This is a genomic window from Corynebacterium sp. 239_CJEI (assembly GCF_001055995.1).
Classification (GTDB): Bacteria; Actinomycetota; Actinomycetes; order Mycobacteriales; family Mycobacteriaceae; genus Corynebacterium; species Corynebacterium jeikeium_D.
The window spans coordinates 124,415-144,667 of record NZ_JVOW01000007.1 but is presented as its reverse complement, the minus strand read 5'-3'; the positions used below and the strand labels follow the sequence as shown (position 1 = coordinate 144,667).

The 20,253-nt window shown below is 58.1% G+C and carries 17 protein-coding genes; 9 read left to right on the top strand and 8 right to left on the bottom strand.

Annotated features, from left to right (window positions below):
• On the top strand, positions 1-711 hold a 711-nt coding region (locus ADB08_RS11270), incomplete at its 5' end, for an IS30 family transposase (RefSeq protein WP_049170654.1).
• Positions 712-826: 115 nt separating this feature from the next.
• Here ADB08_RS11270 and tal read toward each other — a convergent pair.
• The gene (gene tal / locus ADB08_RS02845; protein ID WP_049170632.1) at positions 827-1,942 is read right to left on the bottom strand and encodes a transaldolase; all 1,116 of its coding nucleotides are present in this window, start codon (positions 1,940-1,942) and stop codon (positions 827-829) included.
• A 170-nt stretch (positions 1,943-2,112) separates the two neighbouring features.
• Positions 2,113-4,212, bottom strand: a complete 2,100-nt coding sequence (gene tkt, locus ADB08_RS02840) for a transketolase (protein WP_049170630.1) — start codon at positions 4,210-4,212, stop codon at positions 2,113-2,115.
• A gap of 289 nt (positions 4,213-4,501) precedes the next feature.
• On the opposite strand from tkt, the gene ADB08_RS02835 reads away from it, so the two are divergent.
• Positions 4,502-5,416 (top strand): heme o synthase, encoded by a 915-nt coding sequence (locus ADB08_RS02835; protein ID WP_172954651.1) that lies wholly within the window; start codon positions 4,502-4,504, stop codon positions 5,414-5,416.
• 373 nt (positions 5,417-5,789) lie between these two features.
• On the opposite strand, the gene ADB08_RS02830 is transcribed toward ADB08_RS02835, so the two are convergent.
• The 4 genes from ADB08_RS02830 to mptB form a co-directional block, all read right to left on the bottom strand.
• Positions 5,790-6,803, bottom strand: coding sequence for a COX15/CtaA family protein (locus ADB08_RS02830; RefSeq protein ID WP_016422745.1), 1,014 nt, complete (start codon positions 6,801-6,803; stop codon positions 5,790-5,792).
• 93 nt (positions 6,804-6,896) lie between these two features.
• Positions 6,897-7,700 carry an ABC transporter permease gene (locus ADB08_RS02825; protein ID WP_049170625.1) on the bottom strand — a complete coding sequence of 268 codons (804 nt, stop codon included), beginning with the start codon at positions 7,698-7,700 and terminating at the stop codon, positions 6,897-6,899.
• Complete coding sequence (locus ADB08_RS02820; protein WP_049170623.1) at positions 7,700-8,668, bottom strand: ABC transporter ATP-binding protein; 969 nt, start codon at positions 8,666-8,668, stop codon at positions 7,700-7,702. The genes ADB08_RS02825 and ADB08_RS02820 overlap by 1 nt, the downstream gene beginning before the upstream one ends.
• A 25-nt stretch (positions 8,669-8,693) precedes the next feature.
• Complete coding sequence (gene mptB / locus ADB08_RS02815) at positions 8,694-10,433, bottom strand: polyprenol phosphomannose-dependent alpha 1,6 mannosyltransferase MptB (RefSeq protein ID WP_049170621.1); 1,740 nt, start codon at positions 10,431-10,433, stop codon at positions 8,694-8,696.
• Between the two features lie 186 nt (positions 10,434-10,619).
• Between mptB and ADB08_RS02810 the strand changes: the two genes are divergently transcribed.
• From ADB08_RS02810 to ADB08_RS02780, 7 genes are all read left to right on the top strand, one after another.
• On the top strand, positions 10,620-11,318 hold the full coding sequence (locus ADB08_RS02810) for a helix-turn-helix transcriptional regulator (RefSeq protein ID WP_049170619.1): 699 nt from the start codon (positions 10,620-10,622) through the stop codon (positions 11,316-11,318).
• A complete protein-coding gene (sufB, locus tag ADB08_RS02805; protein WP_049170616.1) occupies positions 11,315-12,781 on the top strand; it encodes a Fe-S cluster assembly protein SufB in 1,467 nt (488 codons plus the stop codon). The genes ADB08_RS02810 and sufB overlap by 4 nt, the downstream gene beginning before the upstream one ends.
• A 5-nt stretch (positions 12,782-12,786) precedes the next feature.
• Complete coding sequence (gene sufD / locus ADB08_RS02800) at positions 12,787-13,977, top strand: Fe-S cluster assembly protein SufD (protein ID WP_049170612.1); 1,191 nt, start codon at positions 12,787-12,789, stop codon at positions 13,975-13,977.
• A gap of 95 nt (positions 13,978-14,072) precedes the next feature.
• Positions 14,073-14,834 carry a Fe-S cluster assembly ATPase SufC gene (sufC, locus tag ADB08_RS02795; RefSeq protein WP_049170611.1) on the top strand — a complete coding sequence of 254 codons (762 nt, stop codon included), beginning with the start codon at positions 14,073-14,075 and terminating at the stop codon, positions 14,832-14,834.
• Positions 14,827-16,080, top strand: coding sequence for a cysteine desulfurase (locus ADB08_RS02790; RefSeq protein WP_049170609.1), 1,254 nt, complete (start codon positions 14,827-14,829; stop codon positions 16,078-16,080). The genes sufC and ADB08_RS02790 overlap by 8 nt, the downstream gene beginning before the upstream one ends.
• A gap of 20 nt (positions 16,081-16,100) precedes the next feature.
• Complete coding sequence (gene sufU, locus ADB08_RS02785) at positions 16,101-16,616, top strand: Fe-S cluster assembly sulfur transfer protein SufU (RefSeq protein WP_038625391.1); 516 nt, start codon at positions 16,101-16,103, stop codon at positions 16,614-16,616.
• Positions 16,609-17,073, top strand: coding sequence for a metal-sulfur cluster assembly factor (locus ADB08_RS02780; RefSeq protein WP_038625394.1), 465 nt, complete (start codon positions 16,609-16,611; stop codon positions 17,071-17,073). Before sufU ends, ADB08_RS02780 begins: the two co-directional genes overlap by 8 nt.
• 400 nt (positions 17,074-17,473) lie before the next feature.
• Here the strand turns inward: ADB08_RS02780 and ADB08_RS02775 are convergent, their stop codons facing one another.
• Both ADB08_RS02775 and ADB08_RS02770 read right to left on the bottom strand, forming a co-directional pair.
• Positions 17,474-18,937 carry an amino acid permease gene (locus ADB08_RS02775; RefSeq protein ID WP_049170606.1) on the bottom strand — a complete coding sequence of 488 codons (1,464 nt, stop codon included), beginning with the start codon at positions 18,935-18,937 and terminating at the stop codon, positions 17,474-17,476.
• A gap of 98 nt (positions 18,938-19,035) precedes the next feature.
• On the bottom strand, positions 19,036-20,244 hold the full coding sequence (locus tag ADB08_RS02770) for a lycopene cyclase family protein (protein WP_038625398.1): 1,209 nt from the start codon (positions 20,242-20,244) through the stop codon (positions 19,036-19,038).
• Positions 20,245-20,253 lie beyond the last annotated feature (9 nt).

Here is a 20,253-nt window from a genome sequence, read left to right as displayed (position 1 = left end):
GATAATACGTCCATGACTATTAGCCACGAGTCGATTTACCAGGCCCTTTACGTACAAGGGGCAGGCAGCTTGCGCAAAGAACTTGTGTTTGAAAAGTCCTGCCGGACTACCCGGCCAGGGCGTAAACCCCGCTCGCTTTTAGCCGGGGTGCCCAAGCCACGTGGAAAACGCTGGACTCATGATGCCAATATTTCACTTCGCCCAGCCGAAGCCAATGATCGTGCGGTACCCGGTCATTGGGAAGGCGATTTGATTATTGGCGCAGATGGCACCAGTGCTTTAGCGACGTTGGTGGAACGCCGCAGCAGGTTTGTGCTGCTCGGCAGACTCGGCACTGACCATACTGCCGCCAGTGTCAATGAGGTGATGGTACGGATGATTCGTCGGCTCAAAGAGTCGATGGACACCACGATTTCGACGTTGACCTGGGATCAGGGAGTGGAGTTTGCCAAACACACCGAGTTTTCTGTCGCGGAGAATATCCAGGTGTTTTTCGCCGATCCGCATTCGCCGTGGCAGCGAGGTAGCAATGAGCGGATGAACCGGGATATCCGGTTTTATTTCCCCAAAGGCACCAACTTTACCGATGTCACCGACCAAGAGGTCGCCGAGGCGGAAGCATTGCTGAATAACCGGCCACGGGTAGTGCTCGACGGGTTAACTCCCCGGGAGGTAATCTCTGGTGTTATCCATGATGCAATGACCGCCTGACCCTACCGGGCCGTTTTTGACATAAACGCAGTCAGTAACTCGGATCGCCAGGCGACCTGCTGGCGCCAGCCAGAAACGCAGCCACTACCAACAGGCACCTAGATAATCAGCAGGCTTACTTCAGCTGCTCCATGCGCTGTGCAATCGACTCGAGCAAGGACTGCCAGGAGTCCACGAACTTCTCCACGCCCTCGCGCTCCAGGACAGCGAAGACGTCATCGAGGTCGATGCCAATCTCGCTGAGCTGAGTCATAACGGCATTGGCTGCGTCACCCTGGCCGCTGACGGCGTCGCGAACCTCGCCCTCGAAGCCCGCAGTAGCACGCAGCGTCTTCTCCGGCATGGTATTCACAGTCTGCGGTGCAGCCAGCTCAGTGACGTAGAGGGTGTCCGGGTAAGCCGGGTTCTTCACACCGGTCGAAGCCCACAGCAGGCGCTGCGGCTTAGCACCGGCGTTTTCCAGCTGTGCCCAGCGAATATTCTGCGCCGAGAAAGTCTCCTCGAACTTGGCGTAAGCTGCACGGGCATTGGCCAGACCAGCCTTGCCGCGCAGAGCCAGGGCCTCCACGGAGCCGATCTTGTCCAGGCGAGCATCGATTTCGGTGTCAACGCGGGAAACAAACAGCGACGCAACAGAGTGAACCGAAGCCAGGTCCACGCCGTTGTCCTTCGCACGCTCAATGCCCTCGATGAACGCATCAATGACCTGCAGGTAACGCTCCACCGAGAAAATCAGGGTGACGTTTACCGAGATTCCCTCGGACAGAGCCTGGGTGACAGCCGGCAGGGAAGCATCGGTCGCCGGAATCTTAATCATCGCGTTCTGCTTGCCGACGCGCTCCCAGAGCTTACGGGCCTGCGCAATCGTGGCCTCGTAGTTGTCGGCGTAGCGAGGATCGACCTCGATGGAAACACGGCCATCGACACCGTCGGTTTCTTCGGATACACCAGCGAAAAGGTCACAGGCATCGCGGACGTCGTCGATTGCCATCGCGAACACAGCATCTGCCGGGTTCGCACCCTCTGCAGTGAGCTGCGCCAGCTGAGAGTCGTAATCCTCACCGGCGGTCATCGCCGAAGAGAAGATTGCCGGGTTAGTAGTGACACCGACAACCCGAAGCTCTTCAATAAGATTTTTCAAATCGCCCGAGGTGAGGCGCTGGCGCGAAAGATCGTCGAGCCACGCCGAAGTCCCTACCTTGGCGAGCGCTTCCATCGTGGTGTTTCCCATAGTGTTTAACGCCTTTCTGTCAATACCGCTTCGTTGCCTAAAGACTTCGCTAAAAGTTGTATGTCCTTAAACTACTGTGCGTCACAAACAATACTGGCGCTACCGGAGCGCGGTACGGTTTTCACAAATCCCGTCCCGACAACGGCCGATAGCGCCAGGTTTTAACAAACTTACTTAGCAGCCTCGATGGACTCCTTGGCGGCATCGACAACAGCCTCTGCTGTGATGCCGAACTTCTCGAACAGCTCCTTGTACGGAGCCGATGCACCGAAGTGCTCCAGGGAGACAGCGCGACCAGCATCACCCAGGTGGCGGTACCACGGCATTGCAATACCGGCCTCAACCGAGACACGAGCGCGGACGGACTTCGGCAGAACCTGCTCGCGGTAGGCATCGTCCTGCTGCTCGAACCAGTCAAGACACGGAACGGAGACAACGCGGGCGCTGACGCCTTCCTCAGCCAGCTTGTCAGCAGCTTCGACAGCGAGGTGAACTTCCGAACCGGTAGCCATCAGGATGACGTCCGGGGTCTCCTTGGCACCGTCGACAAGCACATACGCACCACGACGGACGCCCTCAGCGGCCTTCTCCTTGGTACCTTCCAAGACCGGAACGTTCTGGCGGGTCAGGGCCAGAGCCTTCGGGCCTGCCTCGCCCTGAAGAACAGCGGCCCAAGCCTGAGCGGTCTCGTTAGCGTCAGCCGGGCGGACAGTGGACACACCCGGGATAGCGCGCAGCGAAGCCAGCTGTTCAACAGGCTGGTGCGTCGGACCGTCTTCGCCCAGACCAATGGAGTCGTGAGTCCAGACGTAAATAGGGGAGATGCCCATCAGCGATGCTAGGCGGACAGCCGGACGCATGTAGTCCGAGAAGATAAGGAAGGTGCCGCCGTACGGACGGGTGCCACCGTGGAGCAGAATGCCGTTGAGGATCGAGCCCATGGCGTGCTCACGGATACCGAAGTGCAGATTGCGGCCGTACGGGTCGGTGGTCCAGGTACCGGTGGTGATGGACTTCGGGCCGAAGGACGGCTCACCCTTCAGGACGGTGTTGTTGGAGCCAGCCAGGTCAGCCGAGCCACCCCACAGCTCCGGCAGGGTCTTGCCCAGTGCCTGCAGCGCGGCCTCAGAGGCCTTGCGGGTAGCAACGCCCTTCTCGTCCGGCTCCCAGGTCGGCAGCTCAGCGTCGAAGCCCTCCGGCAGCTCGCCAGCGGTCAGACGGTCCAGCAGAGCCTTGCGCTCCGGGTTAGCCGCAGCCCACTCGTCGAACTTGACCTGCCACTGTGCGTGAGCCTCAGCACCACGCTCAACCAGCTTGCGGGTGTGCTCAATGACCTCGTCAGCGACGTTAAAGCTCTTGTCGGTATCGAAGCCGAGAGCTTCCTTGATGCCGACAATCTCCTCGCCACCAAGAGCAGCACCGTGCGAAGCGCCGGTGTTCATCTTCGTCGGAGCCGGGTAAGCGATCACAGTGCGAACGCGAATGAAGGTCGGACGCTCCGTATCCTTCTTGGCCTCCTCGACAGCAGCCTCGAGTGCTGCGACGTCCTCGCCGCCGTCGACCTCAATGACCTGCCAGCCGTAAGCACGGTAGCGATCCGCGACATTCTCGGTGAAAGCAATGGTGGTGTCGTCCTCGATGGAGATGCCGTTGTCATCCCAGAAGACAATCAGGTTGCCCAGCTGCTGAGTGCCGGCCAGCGAGCCGGCCTCGGCAGTGACACCCTCCTGAACGTCACCATCAGAAGCGATGACGTACACGTAGTGGTCGAACGGAGACTCACCCGGAGCAGCTTCCGGGTCGAACAGCCCACGTTCCCGTCGCGAAGCCATGGCAAAACCGACAGCCGACGCCAGCCCCTGACCCAGCGGGCCAGTGGTGATTTCCACGCCGTCAGTGTGGCCGTACTCCGGGTGACCCGGGGTGAGTGCATCCCACGTACGCAGCGCCTTCAGGTCATCGAGCTCCAGGCCAAAACCGCCGAGGTAGAGCTGGACGTACTGCGTCAGAGAGGTGTGACCACAGGAGAGAATGAAACGGTCACGGCCGATCCACTTCGTATCCTTCGGGTCATGGCGCATAACGCGCTGGTAAAGAGAGTAAGCCAGCGGTGCGAGGCTCATCGCAGTGCCGGGGTGCCCCGAACCTGCCTTTTCAACGGCGTCTGCAGCCAGCACACGGGCCGTATCTACGGCCTTCGTATCCAAGTCAGACCAGTCCGAGGGGTAGTTGCGCACAACCCGTGCTTCATGCTCAGTCGACAGTGTCACGTGAATGACTCCTAGTATCCAAATGGATTAGTAAAATTCTCCTCCATACTAACTAGGATTGCGCGCTCCGGGTTCAAACCGGGCCGAATAGCTGAGAGATAAGTCTCAGAGGGCGCGCCGCACATGCTTTACGACGGTCATTATTGGAACCGTTATGATTACCGGTAAACTGATTGCCTGCCCCTCATTTAATTTTGCGGAAAAACTCGTCGGGAACTTTCCGACCGTTACATCCGACTATCTGTAAACGGGGGGTTTGTTTATGGCGCGTGAAAGGGACATTGCTTTGTTGGAAACAGTCAAGGCGTATATTGCACTGACTAAGCCAAGAATTATCGAGCTCCTGCTCGTCGCGGCCATTCCCGCAATGCTTCAGGCTGATCGCGGTCATGTTCACGTTGGACTGATTCTTCTCACCTTGTTCGGTGGTTGGCTGGGTGCAGCGGCTGCGCACACCTTCAACATGGTCATGGATTACGACATTGACCAGAAGATGCGCCGTACTCGCCGTCGCCCGCTCGCGCGCAACCAGGTTAGCCGTCGAGCGGCAGCGATTTTCGGCACTGTCTTGATGATTGCGTCGTTCCTATGGCTGTGGTTGCTGTGTAACTCGCTGCTGGCCGCCGTTTTCATTCTGATTACGATTGCCTTCTACATCTTCGTCTACACGTTGTGGCTGAAGCGCCGTACTGATCAGAACGTAATTTGGGGTGGCGCTGCGGGGTGTATGCCGGTGATGGTCGGCTGGGCCGTAATCACTGACAACAACCCGGAGATTACGGGGCTCGCTCACTGGTGGCAGGCATTCATCCTGTTCCTGCTTATCTTCTTCTGGACTCCGCCGCACACCTGGGCATTGGGCCTGCGCTACAAGGAGGACTACAAGGCCGCTGGCGTGCCGATGATGCCAGTGGTCAAGCCGGCAATCGTCGTTTCCAAGCGCATTATTTACTACACCGCCGCGACCGTGATCACCACTCTGCTGTTGGTTCCGTACGCTGGTTGGATCTATCTGATTGGCGCCGTTGGCGCTGGTGCCTGGTTCCTGTGGGGCGCCATTGACCTGCACCGCCACGTTAAGACCGGTGGCAAGATCAAGCCGATGAAGCTGTTCTTCATGTCGAACAACTACTTGTCTATCGTCTGTGTGGCGCTTTCTCTCGATGCCGTACTCGGATTGCAGACAATTTCGAGCATGTTCTAGGTCAGCTGCTGAGCTCCTTTGAAGAGGCCCTTTCCGGTTGCGGGAAGGGCCTCTTTTTGTGTGTGGAGATGGGCACGGGCTGCAAACGTGAAACTGTGCGAGTTTATGCCACTTTCAGGCAATTTTTCGCGCGATTTCTGTCATAAACATAGTCAGTAACTCGGATCGATAGGTGGGCAGACCGCCCCCTTGCACCGCCCGCGCAGCCCGCGCAGCCCGCTAGCCACTGGGAAACGCACATCCGAGCACACGGAGCCGAGCAGACAGCAGAACCGCCTAAACACGCACAACCAAAGCGCGTGTTTAGGCGGTTCAAGCAGGAATCAACAGCCGGTAACCACAGTGGTTAATACAGCCGCTGACCGGCAGCTAGCTACGCGGTAACCTCGACGTTCTTCTCCGAAGCAACAGTGGCGGCAGCCGCATCGCCTTCAAGCGAGCCAGTGACTTCTGCGCTCCCACCGACAGTGCGGTAACCGTGCTGGAAAAGTACTGCAGTCAAAGCGGTGCAGATACCAGATCCGGCAACGTGAACCGGCACCAATGCCTCCGGTACACCGGACCAATACTGAATCATTCCAACTACGCCCTGCGCCAAAATGAACACAACGAGTGCGATGGCAACCTTACGCACAGGTGCAAAGGCTTCCGAGGCCAGCAGACCGAAAATGAGGCCGATAACCAGGCCAAGGTAGAGGTACATAAAACCAGCGTGGATATGCGCCAGGTCAACAATCGGTAGCTGGAGGCGATCCTCCGGGAGCACCGAAGCATCGCCAGCGTGTGGTCCGGCACCGGTGACCATAGTTCCGGTAATCAGCGTCATCGTCAGGGCCAGGCCGGAGGCGGCAGCCAAATAGCGCAGATAGCGCGGGTACATGCGGGTAGCAGTGCCGTCGTCAGGCTCAGAAATCTTGACGAAAAGCATGCCAGCGAGCCAGACCAGAATCATCGAAGGCAGGAAGTGCAACGCTACGGCGTACCACTTCAGGTCAACCCAAACGGAGATACCGCCGATAACAGCCTGGACGATAACGCCGAGACCGTTGAGGAAGGCCAGCAACTTGATTTCCTGACGGCGACCGACACGCATAACCGAAAGGAAGAGCAGAAGTGTCAGAGCAACCAGCACAAAGGTGAGCAGCCGGTTGCCAAACTCAATAATCTGATGGAGCATTTCTGCTTCCCCCGCGACAGGAACGAAGCTGCCTGGGTGACATTCAGGCCACGAAGCACAACCGAGACCTGAACCAGTAACTCGGACGATAGAACCGGTTACCGCAATTGCCGCCTGTGCAATCAAAACCAGCAGGGCATAGAGCTTCTGGCGCCCGATTGGTGTCAGCGGCAAAAACGATAGGGGCAAACTTCGATCTGCAGTATTCACATTAAGAAATTCTACCCATGCTGGCGGAAAATGGTAATAAGCGAAACCCCTGCGTTGGGCTGCGCTTTTCTATGCAGACTCCCCGATAGATTCCTAGTCATTCGGCATATCAAAACGGAACCAGCGAGCCGCCAGTGCAGCGCCAAGGACACCCCACACAATCAGCACCCCGACAGCTGACCAATGGACGGACATGGCCAATGCCGCGGAGATCACGTCGGTAAGCGCGACGGACGGCAAGAGGTGTAGCAGTACAGAGCTGATGTCATCTAGCGACGGTGCGACGGCCACATAAGTAGTAGCACCAATAAGGAGGAACCAGATCAGGTTGGCGAGACCTAGGATTAGCTCGGCCCCCAACGTGCCGCCCATGAGCAAGCCCAATGAAGTAAAAACGAACGTTCCCAGAAGCATCCCCACATAAGCCAACAGCCAGCCGCCAATCGAGAGCTCTGCGCCAAGAGCGAGCCCCACGAGGCTGAACAGTATGTATTGCAACGTGACAGTAGTGCAGACCGACACAATCTTGCCTGCAATAATGCCCCACGGTGGCACGCCTGAGGCACCGATGCGCTTCAGGGCTCCGTAACGACGGTCAAAGCCCACGGCAATTGCCTGCCCGGTAAACCCTGCAGACATGACGGAAATCGCCAGCACCATGGGGAAGATGCGCTCGAGCGGATCATCGAGTTCCAACACAGGCACCATCACCAGTCCGATGAGCATCGCCAACGGGATAATGATGGTGAGGAGCATTTGCTCACCGTGCCGCCAGAAGAGCTTCGTCTCCAACCACGCCTGCGACATGACCAACGTCGCCATGTCCGAACGCTGCGGCTCCGGGGCGAAAGTGCCCTTAGCAAAGCGGGAGGCATCAGACCTCGGTGCGGTAGTCATTAGCTCCTCATCTCCGTTCCAGTGATCTGCAAGAAGACATCTTCAAGCGATTGCGTCGCCTTATTCAACGAGGTGATCAACACCTCTTGTCGCTCGCAACTCTGCGCCAATACAGTCAGGGCGCGCGGTGAAGCCTCACCAATCAGGGAGAACTCTCCACCGCCAGAAAGCTGCAGACGCTGCGAAAGACCAGACTCGCTAAAGCTGCGGTTGACCTCTTCGAAGTCAAGGCTGCCTCGAACGCTGACCTTCATAGCAGTGCTTGACGACGTCCCATGGAGCGCCGATGCGCCTGCGCTAGTGATTTCCTCGGTGGTGCCGGCCACAACTAAATGGCCTCGGTCGATAATCGCAACGTCGTCGGCAAGCGATTCGGCCTCGTCCATCAGATGCGTTGTCAGGACTACGGTGACCCCATCCCGGCGCAGCGACGAGATGAGGTCCCAGACGGCTAGACGGGACTGGGCATCGAGGCCTGCTGTCGGCTCGTCGAGGAACACCAGCTCCGGACGTCCGACCAGGGCGCATGCGAGCGACAGTCGCTGCTGCTGACCACCCGAGAGCCTGCGGTAGTTCGTCTTACGATGGCGTTCTAGGCCTACGACTTCAAGGAGCCAATCAGTGTCCAGTGGATTTGCGGAGTAACTGGCAACGAGGTTCAGCATTTCGCCAACGCGAACACCGGGGTAGGCACCTCCGCCCTGGAGCATGATGCCAATGCGGCTGCGCAGTGCTGTGGTTTGAGTGACCGGGTCGAGATCGAGAATGCGAATTCGCCCTTCATCCGGCTTGATGAAGCCCTCACACATTTCAACGGTTGTGGTCTTACCAGCGCCGTTGGGGCCGAGAAGCGCAAGAACCCTACCTCGATCCAGGGAAAGCGAAAGGTCTGATACAGCCTCAACGTCATCGAATTTCTTCGTTACGTTCTCAAGGCGCAGAGCAGGAGAATTGGCAGCGTTATTCACGGTTAGTCAGTCTAATCTCACAGTTTTAATGAAGGCGAAATACCTTAGATCGCGTCGAGTACGCCAAGATGACGAGCATGACTGCGACGAAGAATACCAACGCCAGTAGGTAAATCTGAGCGACGGTGCCCGGAGGCAACCCCAGGCCGCGTGGTAGTACTACAAAACTGAAAATTGCCGAGTACAGAACCACGGCAATGCGAAATTGTACCCGGTTGGCCCAAGCGGACAGCGGCACGATGGCCCATAGCAGGTACCAGGGGTGCACGACGGGGAAGAGGATTACTAGAGCGAACATCGCCAGGCCGTAGCCGCCGAGCGGGTGAATGCGACCACGGAACGTCGCTAACAGCATGCGTAGGAGCCAGGCAGCCACTAGCGCTACACCAATGCCGCGGGTAAACAGCAAAGCACTGTCGCTGATATCGCCGAGCCCCAGGAGCCTCCCGAAGAAACCAGCGATGATCCCGAGCAGGGTAGTTAGCGACATCCAACTGCGCACCGTCGCGGCGCCACCTTGCGCGGTGATCCAACCAAAGCCCAGACCAGTTCCTAAGGAAACAACGACTGCCGTGACGACGGTTATTGTGCCCGTCACTACTGCGGAAAGAGCAACGGCCTTCCAGGTGCTGCCGAATTTTCTGGCCAGCCACATGCCGGCAAAGCCGAGCGCCACGAAACCGGTAACTTTGACCATTCCGGCGAGGCTGATGAGCACAATACCGCCTGCATACAGTGCCCATGATCTTCCTCGGCTTTGGTTCTCGTGTCCGATTGGTCCGGGTTCTGGCAGCTCATCGGGCTCCATCGATTGCGCAGGGCCGTGGATAGCGCGTAGACACAGTTCGAGGCCAACGAGCAGGAGTGCAAGCAGCAGGGCCTCGTTGTGAATACCTCCCACCAGGTGCAGCAATACCAGCGGATTGAGCGTGCCCAGCCATAGGGTGAACTGAGAGCTAACTCCGCAGCGGCGACCAAGCTGCACCAGCGCCCAGGACACCACGAGAAGCGAAACGATGGCGACGAGTCGGTGTAGAAAGACGGAAGCAATCACCCCGTCGCTGGTTATCTTGGCGATACCCCATGCCACTGCGAGGGCTGTGGGGCCGTATGGGCTCGGAGAGTGCGACCAAATCAATGGCACCGATCGGGCCAGTGGGTCGTTGGCTCCCAATAGGTCAACAGGTCCTGCGAGATAGGGATCCATACCCCGCTCCACAATTGCAGCCTGCGCCAAATAGGAGTAGATATCCTGCGTAAACAGGGGAGCGGTAAACACCAAGGGCAATACCCATGCGGCGTAGGTGCGTATGAGCATCGGAGTGGTCACCGCGGTGACGCGAGTCCGCGCACCGGCCAGAACGAAAGCTCCGACACCCAACCAGGCTGCGACTAACATGCCAATCCCCACGAAGGTGACGATTGTCGTTGCCACCAACATTCGACCGAGGATTAGACCGAGTGGTGTACCCCAAAACTCATTTCCAACCACCGGTGTCGCGCCTGCGCCAATCCCGGCGACCATAATAAACACCGACCCGAGAGCACCCAGCCAACGCAGCCAGGTGAAGCGTCGAAGTTCGCGGTAATTGATGCGGTGTTGGAGCGGCTGTTCTGAGCCTTGGTGGAGGGTTGCCGACCTGGAACCGGCCAGACCAATTTTTGGAATGGCGTCACGCACCCCGAGAGCATCGTCGAAGGTGGACGAGCGGCGCGAGGCGGGTCGGTTAGTTTTCACAAGGTCACATAGTAGACGATTCGACACGCCGAAAGGGCGTTCTAATCAGCGACGTTGCATTGATATTTAAATGCGTTGGACTTTATGCACCAATTACGACACAATTGTGTTGTCTAATACACCAGCGGCGCAAGTGGGATATTTGCCTCGCTGAGCCACCTAGACACCTTTTTATAATCCAGCAGTCCAATCGCAGGAGGTGACTCACCAGTCATGGCTGATCGGAAGCCGACCGTCAATGACGGTGATACGCGCAAGCGCATTCTCCAATTGCTTCTGGAACACAACCCGGCGTCCGCGACTTTTATCGCTGACACCCTGGGACTATCCGCTGCAGGAGTCCGTCGCCATATTGACATTCTGGTGGACGAAGGTCTCGCCGAAACCGCTTCGGCACCCAGTACTGGCCCCCGGGGTCGAGGCAGGCCAGCAAAGTCCTACCGCCTGACAGACCGGGGCCGCGCTAGATTCGGACACGCTTACGACGATCTTGCTAGCGCAGCTCTGACCGCACTGCGCAAGGCCGGCGGTGAGCAGGCAGTTGCCCAGTTTGCCCGTCAGCGCATTGATGACATTCTGCTCGGCGTCACCCCTGTGGGGCAGAACGCGGAGAAGGAAGAGGTCGTAGAGGCCGTCGTCGATGCTTTCCGACGGGCCGGATACGCGGCAACTATCAACCAGAACACTGGCGGCGTGCAGATTTGCCAGCACCATTGCCCAATTAGTCACGTAGCCTCCGAGTTTCCGGAGCTCTGCGCGGCGGAGCATGAAGCCGTTAGTAAATTATTAGGGCAGCACACCCAACCGTTGGCGACTATCGCTGATGGAAACGGTATCTGCACCACAAATATCCCACTCACTCCCGTAACAAAGACACTTACTGAATTGCCACATGAAAGGAGCGGACAATGACCCTCGCCCATGAGAACTCCACCGACGTGGCTGAATCCACGAAGGCTGCCACTCCGCAGACTGACGAAGAGATTATTGAGTCTATTGGTGCCTACCAGTTCGGTTGGCACGACCCGGATACCGCTGGCGCTTCCGCGAAGCGCGGCCTATCTGAAGCGGTCGTTCGCGATATCTCGGCTAAGAAGAACGAGCCTGAGTGGATGCTCGAGCGTCGCTTGAAGGCTCTGGAAATCTTCGACCGCAAGCCGCTGCCCACCTGGGGCGCGGATTTGTCGGGCATCGACTTCGACAACATTAAGTACTTCGTTCGCTCCACCGAGAAGCAGGCCCAGACCTGGGAAGACCTTCCGGAGGATATTAAGAACACCTACGACAAGCTCGGCATTCCGGAAGCGGAGAAGCAGCGCTTGGTCGCCGGTGTCGCCGCTCAGTACGAATCTGAGGTTGTCTACCACCAGATTCGCGAGGATTTGGAGAGCCAGGGCGTTATCTTCCTGGACACCGATACTGCGCTGAAGGAACACCCGGAGCTATTCAAGGAGTACTTCGGCACCGTTATTCCTGCTGGCGACAACAAGTTCTCTGCGCTTAACACCGCAGTGTGGTCGGGCGGTTCCTTCATTTACGTCCCAAAGGGCGTCCACGTGGACATCCCGCTGCAGGCATACTTCCGTATCAACACGGAAAACATGGGACAGTTCGAGCGCACGCTCATTATTGTCGACGAGGATGCCTACGTGCACTACGTCGAGGGCTGTACCGCTCCGATTTACAAGTCTGACTCGCTGCACTCGGCTGTTGTGGAGATCATCGTGAAGAAGGGCGGCCGCTGCCGCTACACCACAATTCAGAACTGGTCGAACAACGTCTACAACCTGGTTACCAAGCGCACCAAGTGCGAAGAGGGTGCAACCATGGAGTGGATTGACGGCAACATCGGTTCCAAGGTCACCATGAAGTACCCGGCAGTGTGGATGACTGGTCCGCACGCCAAGGGCGAGGTGCTGTCCGTTGCTATGGCTGGCGAGGACCAGTTCCAGGACACCGGCGCCAAGATGGTGCACATGGCTCCGCACACGAGCTCCAACATCGTGTCCAAGTCCGTGGCCCGCAACGGTGGCCGCGCTGCCTACCGCGGTCTGGTGCAGGTCAACAAGGGCGCTAAGCACTCACACTCCAACGTCGAGTGTGACGCACTGCTGGTCGACACGATTTCGCGCTCGGACACGTACCCGTACGTGGATGTCCGCGAGGACGACGTCACCCTCGGCCACGAGGCAACGGTTTCCAAGGTCTCTGACGATCAGCTTTTCTACCTGATGAGCCGCGGCATCGAAGAAGAAGATGCAATGGCCATGGTCGTGCGTGGCTTTGTCGAGCCCATTGCCAAGGAGCTCCCGATGGAATACGCCCTCGAGCTCAACCGCCTCATTGAACTGCAGATGGAAGGTTCGGTCGGTTAATACCTATGACTACGACGATTAACAACGAAAACCAGGCTGCTCATAGCCGCCGCGTGCTGGCGAACAAGGGCGACGTTTTCTCATCTTTCAACGTGGAGGACTTCTCCGTGCCGCATGGCAAGGATGAGGAGTGGAAGTTCACACCACTGCGCAAACTTCGCGGTCTCCACAACGGCACCGCCGCCGATCCGGTTGCAGCGTCGATTTCGGTCGAGACTGCCGGTCAGGATGGTGTCGCTGTGGACGTCGTCAAGCGTGACGACGAACGCCTTGGCCGCGCCGGTACCCCGACGGATCGCGTGGCAGCACAGGCGTACTCCAACTTCGACGATGCGCACATCGTGACCTTCGCGAAGAATTCGGTTTCCAAGGAACCGGTCGTCATTGACATCGATGGCCCGGGCGAGGACAACGTTTCCTATGGCCATATCGTCATTGATGTGCAGTCCCACGCCGAGGCCGTCTGCGTGATTAACTACCGTGGCAGCGGCACGTTCGCGGACAACATTGAGTTCGTAATCGGCGACGGCGCCAAGCTGAGCATCGTGACCATGGTGAACTGGAACGAAGATGCAGTTCACGGCTCTGCTCACCATATTCGCGTCGGCCGTGATGCCACGCTGCGCCACACCGTCGCGACCTTCGGTGGCGAGGTTGTCCGTATCGTTCCGCGCGTTGCATTCACTGCTCCGGGCGGCGACGTCGACCTGCTGGGCGTGTACTTCGCCGATGGCGGTCAGTACTTCGAAAACCGCATGCTGGTAGACCACGCTGTGCCGAACTGCCGCTCCAACGTCATGTACAAGGGCGCGCTGCAGGGCGAGCCGAATGTCGCTCATCGTGAGGCCCGCACCGCGTGGGTGGGAGACGTGCTCATTCGTGCAGAGGCCACGGGCACCGATACCTATGAGCTGAACCGCAATCTGCTACTCACCGAGGGCGCGCGTGCCGACGCAGTTCCGAACCTGGAAATCGAAACCGGTGAAATCGCTGGTGCTGGTCACGCTGCTACCGTTGGTCGCTTCGACGAGGAACAGCTGTTCTACCTGCTCTCCCGCGGTATCCCCGAAATGACAGCCCGCCGTCTGGTGGTTCGCGGCTTCTTCAGCGAGGTCATCAACCTGATTCCGGTCGAGTCCGTTCGCGAGAAGCTTGAGCAACTCGTTGACGAAGAGCTCAACACCGCTGGCTTCTAACCGCTTATCTTCTTTCTCACCCTATTTCCGCCCTGTCACCCCGGTAGCACCGGGGGAGCAGGCCACTTACACCGATTAAAGGAAAAGATTTCACTATGAGCACTTTGGAAATCCGTAACCTCCACGCGCAGGTGCTGCCGACCGACGAGTCCGCTGAGCCCAAGGAGATTTTGAAAGGCGTCAACCTGACGATCAACTCTGGCGAGACCCACGCTGTGATGGGGCCGAACGGCTCCGGTAAGTCCACCCTGAGCTACACCATCGCAGGTCACCCGCGTTACGAAGTCACCGAAGGCGAGATCCTGCTCGACGGCGAGAACGTGCTGGAGATGAGCGTCGATGAGCGCGCTCGGGCTGGCCTCTTCCTGGCGATGCAGTACCCGGTTGAGGTCACCGGCGTGTCCATGTCCAACTTCTTGCGCTCTGCAGCAACCGCTGTCCGTGGCGAAGCTCCGAAGCTGCGCCACTGGGTCAAGGAGGTCCGTGAGGCAATGGCTGACCTGGAGATCGATTCGTCGTTCTCCGAGCGCTCCGTAAACGAGGGTTTCTCCGGTGGCGAGAAGAAGCGTCACGAGATTCTGCAGCTCGACCTACTGAAGCCTAAGTTCGCCATCCTGGACGAGACCGACTCCGGCCTTGACGTCGACGCTCTGCGCGTCGTCTCCGACGGCATTAACCGCTACCAGGATGAAAACGACGGCGGCATCCTGATCATTACTCACTACCAGCGCATCCTGAACTACGTGAAGCCGGACTACGTTCACGTCTTCCACGATGGTCGCTTCATCACCTCCGGTGGCCCGGAGCTCGCAGACGAGCTGGAAGAGCACGGCTACGAGAAGTTCATCAATGCCTAACGCCGAACTACTCAGCCCATCACTCCGCGAGGACTTTCCGATTCTGTCGCGTACTGTTCGTGACGGAAAGCGGCTAGTCTACCTGGACTCCGGAGCGACCTCGCAGCGCCCGCAACAGGTCATCGATGCTGAGGTGGAGTTTCTAACCCACCACAACGCCCCGGTGCACCGCGGTGCCTACGAGATTGCTGAGGAGGCCACGGACGCCTACGAAGATGCTCGCGAAGCCATCGCAGGCTTCATCGGCGCCGACTACGACGAGCTGGTCTTCACCAAGAACGCCACCGAAGCGTTGAACACAGTGGCATTTGTGCTTGGCGACGACCGCGCAGGTCAGTACCAGGTCGGCGAAGGTGACGAGATTGTCGTCACTGAGCTGGAGCATCACGCGAATTTAGTGCCGTGGCAGGAGCTCGCTCGTCGCACTGGCGCGACACTGCGTTGGTACGGCGTGACTGAGGACGGCCGCATTGACATGAACTCGCTGGAGCTCAGCGAAAAGACCAAGGTTGTGGCCTTTACCCATCAGTCAAACGTCACCGGTGCAGTCACCGATGTGAAGGAAATGGTGCGCCGTGCTCGTGAGGTCGGTGCTTTGGTAGTCCTCGATGCTTGCCAGTCGGTGCCGCATATGCCTGTCGATGTCAAGGATCTCGATGTGGATTTCCTAGCGTTCTCCGGCCATAAGATGCTCGGCCCCAACGGGGTCGGTGCGCTCTACGCTCGCCGGGAACTGCTGGAGGCACTACCACCGTTCCTCACTGGTGGTTCGATGATTGAGGTCGTCACCATGGAGAAGACCACCTTCGCAGCGCCTCCGCAGCGCTTTGAGGCGGGAACCATGATGACTTCTCAGGTCGTCGGCCTTGGTGCTGCGGTGAAGTACTTGGATGCCATCGGTATGGATAAGGTGGCGGCTCATGAGCACCGCCTGACCGCGCTCGCGCTGGAAAAGCTGCAGGAAATTGACGGCGTGACCATCATCGGTCCGACTACCCCAGAGCAGCGTGGCTCTGCTGTGTCCTTTAAGGTCGAGGGCATTCACCCGCACGATCTTGGCCAGGTTCTCGACGACCAGGGCGTGTGCATCCGCGTCGGACACCACTGCGCGTGGCCGATTCACCAGATTCTCAACGCTCAGTCGACCGCCCGGGCATCCTTCTACATCTACAACACGGAAGAGGACGTTCAGGCGCTTGCCGACGCAGTGCGCCACGCCCAGAAGTTCTTCGGTGTCACCCCGTAACTTTAAGAAAGGAGAGGGACATGAAGCTCGAGCAGATGTACCAGGAAGTCATCCTGGATCACTACAAGCATCCGCAGCACGCGGGTTTGCGGGAGCCTTTCAACGCGGAAGTGCACCATGTCAACCCGTCGTGTGGCGATGAACTCACGCTTCGCGTCACCCTGAACGACGACCTCACCGTCGTCAATGACGTCTCCTATGACGCCGTGGGCTGTTCTATCTCACAGGCCTCCACCTCAGTTATGGCTGAGGAGATTGTCGGCAAGACTGTCGACGAGGCCATGGCCAAACTCACCGAGTTCGAGAAGATGGTCACGTCCCGCGGCAAGATTGAAGGCGACGAGGACATTATCGGCGATGGCATTGCCTTCGCTGGTGTCTCTAAGTACCCTGCCCGCGTGAAGTGCGCACTTCTCGGTTGGAAAGCTTTCCAGGCCGCAACCGCTGAGGCTCTGGCCAACGCCGCTGAAGGCAACGGCGTTGGTACCGCGACTGTAACTGTTACCGCTGACGAGGAAGGCCACCACCATGACTGAACCAAACGCTATTGACGCCACCTCGCCCGCACAGCCTGACGCTGTCGACGAGGACACCATGACCACTGGCGCTCCAATCGATGAGGGGGATGCGTACGAGTCCATCACCGTCCCGCCGGCGCCGGAGCAGACCGAAGCCGATAACAAGCTCGCCATCCAGGTTGAAGAGGCTATGTACGAGGTTGTTGACCCGGAGCTCGGAGTCAACGTCGTGGACCTGGGCCTGGTTTATGACATCTGGATTGAAGAAGGCGACATTGCCGCTATCTTCATGACACTCACGTCCCCGGCCTGCCCGCTGACCGATATGCTCACCGACCAGACTGCCTCTGAGGTCATGAAGGTCGAGGGTATCCGCGACTTCCGCCTCAACTGGGTCTGGTCCCCGGCATGGGGCCCACACATGATTACCGAGGAAGGCCGCGAGCAAATGCGCGCTCTCGGCTTCTCGGTCTAGATGATCAGTGACAGCGGTGATTAGAGAACCGCTACGTTAAAAGTGCTTAGCGACGAGCTCCTGGCTCGTTCAGCTAGGCTCTTTTTCGTTTGCCTTGAGTTACTGACTACGTTTATGGCCGGCGGCGGGTCGATGCGAGTTACTGACTGCATTTATGTCAAAAATGGCTCAAAAAATGGCCTGAAAGCGTCATAAACTTGCACAGTTTCACATCTGCAGCCCGTATTCACACGAGCATCCCCGCAATTTTTTCAAGCTGTCCGACTCGGAGTTAAAAACGACCCCACCTGGCACTGAAAAGTGCCAGGTGGGGTCGCTATTGTCTTCGACTGCTAATCCAAGTTGTGAGAGTTAGATGCGAGATGCATAGCTACTCGCATCTATTCACAGCCCTTCGCAGCTATTCGCGAGTCATGTCTGCGGTGGCCGGGTCAACGAGCTTGGAGCCCGTGACCTTCTTATGGATGAACCACAGCAGGACGAATACCGGAATACCCAGGTACGGAGTGAGGATAGCAAAGATATTTTCGCCAGTACGGATCGGATCAAGTGCCTGTCCTGCCACCACAAAGAAGCACATAATCAGTGCCAGCACAGCACCGGCGGGGAAAAAGTTCGCCTTGTAGGGAAGCGAATCCAACGGGATATTTTGGGCTTTCAGACACTTGCGGAAGCGGTAGTGGCTGAAAGAGATACCAAACCAGGTGATAAAGCCCGCGAGCGCAGACAGCGTCAGCAAGAAGGTGTACGCCACACCATCGCCTACCAATGAGGTAATGAAGCCAGCCATACCGATGACAGCGGTGGCAATCAGAGCGCGCAGCGGAACGCCATGCCCAGAAAGCTTGCCAAAGTAACGCGGAGCGTGTCCCTGACGGGCCAGGGAAAACAGCATACGAGTGGACACATACATACCGGAGTTACCCGCGGACAACACCGAAGTCAGAATGACAGCGTTCATCAGGCCAGCGGCAATCGCGATACCTGCGCGTTCAAAGACCAGGGTGAACGGTGAAATGGAAATATTGTCCTCGGCGGCATTCAGAAGATTCGGGTCCGTGTACGCAATAAGGAAACCAATAACAGCGATGGCACCGATGTAGAACAGCAAGATACGCCAGAAGATAGTGCGAATCGCGCGGGGAATCGTGCGCTCAGGATCTTCAGCCTCACCTGCTGCTACACCAACCATCTCGGTGCCCTGGAAGGAATAGCCAGCTACGACGAAAACGGCCAGCAGTCCCATTCCGCCGTTGACGAATGGGGCATCGCCCGTGGTCCAGTTTTCAAAGCCGGGGGAGGACCCACCCAAGATGCCGAAAATCATGCCGACACCAAGAACGAGGAAGACGATAACGGTAATGACCTTGATGGTCGCAAACCAGAACTCACCCTCGCCGAATGCACGTGCGGACAGGGCATTCAGCCCGAATAGAATCGCGAGGAAGAGCGCGGACCAGACGATTGAAGGCACATCCGGGAACCAATAGCGCATCACCAGTGCAGCAGCGACGAGCTCTGCGGCCACAGTAATCGCCCAATTAAACCAGTAGTTCCAGCCCATGGCAAAGCCGAAGGATTCTGAGACGTATCGGCGACCGTACTCCTGGAAGGAACCGGGCACTGGCAGGTAGGCGGCCATCTCGCCGAGAGACTGCATAACCAGCCACACCATGATGCCGATAAGGGCGTAAGCGATGAGCGCACCGCCTGGACCGGCCTGCGAAATGGTCGCACCGGAGGCAACAAACAGGCCCGTGCCAATGGCACCGCCAATGGCAATCATGTTCAGGTGGCGAGCTCTCAGCCTGCGCTGAAGCTTATGGTTGTGTGAGGAATTCTCCTCAGATTGCGTCGAAGTCATTCACTTATCATAAGCGTTTCCACTCCGGTGAATGCAAAAACCACACCGCTTTAATTGTTGGTATCACCCCACAAATCGGCTGATGTATATGCTTCCCGTCAACGATTTCTCCATCTCCCAGGTCCCCGCATAAACCCTGCGATGAGCTTTCCGCACGTTCGCGGACTCTTTTTCAGCAAAGGCACTGCCACTTTCGCCATAGCGCGAAGCGTCGTCAGTGGGGATGTCCCTATCAAATAGGCAAACACGTCCTTCTCCGGCAACGAAAAGAACGCCCGAAAAAACGCACCCGTCTGTCGTGCATCGAACCCCAGCAACGCCGCGAGTCCACGTTCGCGTAGCCATCGCTGCAATCGCATGCTTAACGACGTCCCCAGCGACCGGCTTCCCTTCTTTTCCATATCGGCCAAGAAACGGTCGACATCTTCGATAACCGACTCCACCGAGTAACCAGTGGCAGGATGCATCCAACCGCCTGCAAAGCCGAAGAGGGTGCCCATGGATGGTCCGTTGTGCGTCAAGGCACCGCGGCGAGAGGGAAAGTTTGCCAGTAGGGGAAAGGACACCACTTCTTCGTCAATGGCCAGATCTTCCGAGAGCTCCAGGGACTTCAACCGTGCTTTTTGGCGTCTCCGCAACAGCTCTAGAAGTACGGAGTCATCGGCCTTACCGCCGGTGCCGACTGCCGCACCGGTTTCGTCGAGATGCCCGGCAACCATAGGAGTCGGAGTAGCGAGGATGGTCTCTTCAATGAGGAAGGTCCTGTCATCCAAGAAAATGCGATAGGAGAAACTAGCCGGCTCTGTCTCTGGGGCATTCAGGTCTGCTGGAGTGAAGTCCATGAGGACTGCGCGGCGGTGGGCGCTAGGGACGTCGTCAAGCGAAAAGATGTGCCCGATGGCAAGCTGCCGTACCTGCCCACCTCGCCCGACTGCGGCGTGTGCGCGCCCGGTGGTGACAATCGTGATGTCAGCACCCGTGGATTCGGAATCGGTGAGCGAGCGGCGTTCGATGCGGAAACCGCCAAGTTTTTGCAGGCAGTCGTTGTTAACAACGCCGTACGTGCGGGTGAGCTGACGTTCGGTGCCGTCGACAAGAATGACGCTGGGTTGAAAAGTGGCGGCGAGGAAATCGCTGGGCAACCAGTCGGGGAGTTGGTCGCACCAGAGACCAATCGTCGAGGGCAGTGTGCCACCGGCGGGGTCGTAAGCGGTGACATCCCAGCCGCGAGCGGATGCGCGGTGGGCGGCGATTCTTCCGGCGGGCCCGAGGCCGACGACGGAGGCGGTCACGGGAAATGAAGTCATAACTGGTAG

Coding starts and splice junctions, on each gene's coding strand:
- sufU (WP_038625391.1), top strand. CDS start 16,101: ATGAAGCTCGAGCAGATGTACCAGGAAGTCATCCTGGATCACTACAAG.
- sufB (WP_049170616.1), top strand. CDS start 11,315: ATGACCCTCGCCCATGAGAACTCCACCGACGTGGCTGAATCCACGAAG.
- sufD (WP_049170612.1), top strand. CDS start 12,787: ATGACTACGACGATTAACAACGAAAACCAGGCTGCTCATAGCCGCCGC.
- ADB08_RS02825 (WP_049170625.1), bottom strand. CDS start 7,700: ATGACTACCGCACCGAGGTCTGATGCCTCCCGCTTTGCTAAGGGCACT.
- sufC (WP_049170611.1), top strand. CDS start 14,073: ATGAGCACTTTGGAAATCCGTAACCTCCACGCGCAGGTGCTGCCGACC.
- ADB08_RS02810 (WP_049170619.1), top strand. CDS start 10,620: ATGGCTGATCGGAAGCCGACCGTCAATGACGGTGATACGCGCAAGCGC.
- ADB08_RS02775 (WP_049170606.1), bottom strand. CDS start 18,937: ATGACTTCGACGCAATCTGAGGAGAATTCCTCACACAACCATAAGCTT.
- ADB08_RS02790 (WP_049170609.1), top strand. CDS start 14,827: ATGCCTAACGCCGAACTACTCAGCCCATCACTCCGCGAGGACTTTCCG.
- ADB08_RS02770 (WP_038625398.1), bottom strand. CDS start 20,244: ATGACTTCATTTCCCGTGACCGCCTCCGTCGTCGGCCTCGGGCCCGCC.
- ADB08_RS02780 (WP_038625394.1), top strand. CDS start 16,609: ATGACTGAACCAAACGCTATTGACGCCACCTCGCCCGCACAGCCTGAC.
- tal (WP_049170632.1), bottom strand. CDS start 1,942: ATGGGAAACACCACGATGGAAGCGCTCGCCAAGGTAGGGACTTCGGCG.